The sequence below is a fragment of the Oleiphilus sp. HI0061 genome (genome assembly GCF_001635675.1).
Window position 1 is genome coordinate 1 of record NZ_LWFE01000687.1, and the last position, 2762, is coordinate 2762.

3 protein-coding genes and 1 pseudogene are annotated in these 2762 nt (G+C 42.5%); 3 read left to right on the forward strand and 1 reads right to left on the reverse strand.

Annotated features, from left to right (window positions below; genetic code table 11):
* The first annotated feature begins 87 nt into the window (after positions 1-87).
* The 3 genes from A3735_RS08750 (at position 88) to A3735_RS08760 (ending at position 2340) form a co-directional block, all read left to right on the forward strand.
* Entirely contained in the window at positions 88-405 is a 318-nt protein-coding gene (locus tag A3735_RS08750; RefSeq protein WP_068510162.1) for a hypothetical protein, read from the forward strand.
* Entirely contained in the window at positions 402-749 is a 348-nt protein-coding gene (tnpB, locus tag A3735_RS08755) for an IS66 family insertion sequence element accessory protein TnpB (RefSeq protein ID WP_068510160.1), read from the forward strand. The genes A3735_RS08750 and tnpB overlap by 4 nt, the downstream gene beginning before the upstream one ends.
* A gap of 64 nt (positions 750-813) precedes the next feature.
* Entirely contained in the window at positions 814-2340 is a 1527-nt protein-coding gene (locus A3735_RS08760) for an IS66 family transposase (protein ID WP_068510158.1), read from the forward strand.
* Between the two features lie 50 nt (positions 2341-2390).
* Here the strand turns inward: A3735_RS08760 and A3735_RS08765 are convergent.
* Positions 2391-2762, reverse strand: a pseudogene (locus A3735_RS08765) (excinuclease ABC subunit UvrA); the annotation flags it as partial.

Sequence of the window (2762 nt, forward strand, 5' to 3'; positions counted from 1 at the left end):
TTGTTTTGTAAGCGTCTAGCCAAGCACACATAATACCAAACCCAACAATTAATTACGCTAGTTCCAAAATTCACAAGGAACTAGCACATGACTAAAAAGAACACCAAGAAAGCCAAACACGACTGGCCAAGTATCTTCGATTATCAAAAAGAGAGCGGGTTAACGGTTGCAGAATTCTGCTCCATACATAAAATCAGCACCTCTTCGTTCTACCTCAATAAGCACCGACGCTCGACAGGCAATAATTTTGTCGAAGCGAAAGTTGTTCGGCAAGTGTCTGAACAAGTCACACAGATCACTAGCTCTAAACAAATCATCACGTTAATCACACAAGCAGGTGAACTGACTTTTCCAGATTCGATATCACCTGACTTTTTAGTCAGAGTGATAAAGGGTTTATCATGAAGATGTTTGTTCAGCCTTCCCGCATTTATCTTCACCGGCAGTTTGTCGATTTCAGAAAATCGATTAATGGTTTATCTGTGATCATTGAGTCGGAGATAAATCTTCCCGTCATGAGCGGTGCCTTGTTCATTTTCTGCAACAAAGCCAAAGATAAATTGAAGATACTTTATTGGGATAAAACCGGCTTTGCCTTGTGGTATAAACGGCTTGAAAAAGATAAATTCAAATGGCCAAGCCGTATTGATGAAGCATGTTTAGAATTGAATGAACAGCAGTTGTCTTGGTTGCTGGAAGGCTATGATGTCATCGGTCATCAAGCTGTCGATTATCAAAATATTATGTAATAAAATCAGGTAAATAGTATAAATAAAAACAGCAAGTTAGCGTGTTTTTTGTTAAAATGCACGCATGAAAACAGACATCGAATCACTCCCTGACGACCCTATTTTACTGAAGAAACTTCTCGCAGAAAGAGATGAGACTATCGCTTATCTTACTGAGCAGTTTCGTTTAGCTCAGCATAAACAATTTGGTAAAAGCACTGAAGGCTACCCGGGTCAGGGCGAGCTATTCAATGAACTTGAGCAATTAGCAGATGAGTCTGAAGCGGAACCGACTGAAGCCGAAAAAGAGTCCATCACCTACGAACGCAAGAAACCTGTTCGTAAACCTTTACCCAAAGACTTACCACGCGACGTCATCATTCACGACCTGGCAGACGAAGACAAAAGCTGTGATGACTGCGGTCATGAATTACATCGCATGGGTGAAGATAAAAGCGAGCAGCTTGAATTCATTCCTGCCCAGATCAAAGTCATCGAACATGTGCGACCTAAATATAGTTGTCGTCATTGTGAGCAACATGCAACGAACGTCACGATTAAACAAACGCCGGTTCCGGCTTCACCTATTCCAAAAAGCTTTGCTACGGCGAGCTTGTTAAGCCAAATCATTACCAGTAAATATCAATATGGCTTACCGCTTTATCGACAAGAAAGTCTGTTCAAAGAATATGGCATCCCGCTTAGCCGACAAACGATGTCGAGCTGGTTGCTGAAGTGTACAGACTTACTCAAACCGCTTTATGACAAACTGCATGAAACCCTCTTGCGGCAAAATGTAATACAAGCAGATGAAACCACACTAAAGGTAATCGAATCCGACAAAACCAAATGTTATATGTGGTTATATTGCACCGGTACCGACTCACCCGGCAGCAATCACACAGACATTCCCAATATCGTGCTGTATGACTTCCATGAAAGTCGGGCAAGCCAGTGTGCGATTAATTTTCTACAAGGTCACTCAGGCTATTTACAGGTAGATGGCTATCAAGGTTATGAATCCACCCAAACGACATTAGTGGGCTGTTGGGCACATGCACGACGCAAATTCAAAGAGGCTGATATAGCGCAAAGCAAAGGCAAACCCAAAGCGGGAAAAGCTACTTGGGCGATGACTCACATCAAAAAGCTCTATCGAATTGAAACTGCCATAAAGGATAAATCGCCCAGAGAAAAACAGGCATATCGAGTCGTACATGCGACACCCTTGTTGAAAGAATATAAAATCTGGTTGGATAACTCGATTCTGCAGGTACCGCCTAAATCGGCCTTGGGCAAAGCACTCGCATACAGTTTAAATCAATGGCCAAAGCTGACACGCTACTTAGAAGATGGTCATCTGAATATCGATAACAATCGTGCAGAAAGAGCAATCAAACCCTTCGTGATAGGGCGAAAAAACTGGTTATTCTCAAACACCACTAGTGGTGCCCATGCCAGCAGTGTACTTTACAGTATTGTTGAAACGGCAAAGGCAAATGACCTTGTGCCATTCGATTATCTTCATTATCTATTGAAAGCACTTAGTAAAAGAGATCAGCAAGCAGAAATGGAAGATCTGCTGCCATGGAATGTCATACTAAATCATTAGATTCTTGGATATGTGCGCTTCGCCTTACGTTTACCTTGTTTTATTGATATTTATTTCCTGGCCAGGATTGGCTTTAAGAATTCTCCAGTAAATGAACCATCTACCTCTGACACATGCTCAGGGCTGCCCGTTGCGACGATTTGGCCGCCTTTTGAGCCGCCTTCTGGGCCTAGATCTACTATCCAGTCAGCAGTTTTTATGACATCTAGATTGTGCTCGATTACGACAATCGTATTGCCGTGATCTCTAAGCCTGTTAAGAACAGTCAGTAATTGCTGGATATCATAGAAGTGCAAGCCAGTAGTTGGTTCGTCAAGGATGTAGAGGGTTTTACCTGTATCTCGNTTGGAAAGCTCTTTAGCTAGTTTGACACGCTGGGCTTCGCCGCCAGATAGTGTAATCGCACTTTGACCAAGTCGGAT

What these genes read in the sequence shown, in the direction of transcription:
- tnpB (WP_068510160.1), top strand. Translation starts at nt 402, where the DNA reads ATGAAGATGTTTGTTCAGCCTTCCCGCATTTATCTTCACCGGCAGTTT.
- A3735_RS08760 (WP_068510158.1), top strand. Translation starts at nt 814, where the DNA reads ATGAAAACAGACATCGAATCACTCCCTGACGACCCTATTTTACTGAAG.
- A3735_RS08750 (WP_068510162.1), top strand. Translation starts at nt 88, where the DNA reads ATGACTAAAAAGAACACCAAGAAAGCCAAACACGACTGGCCAAGTATC.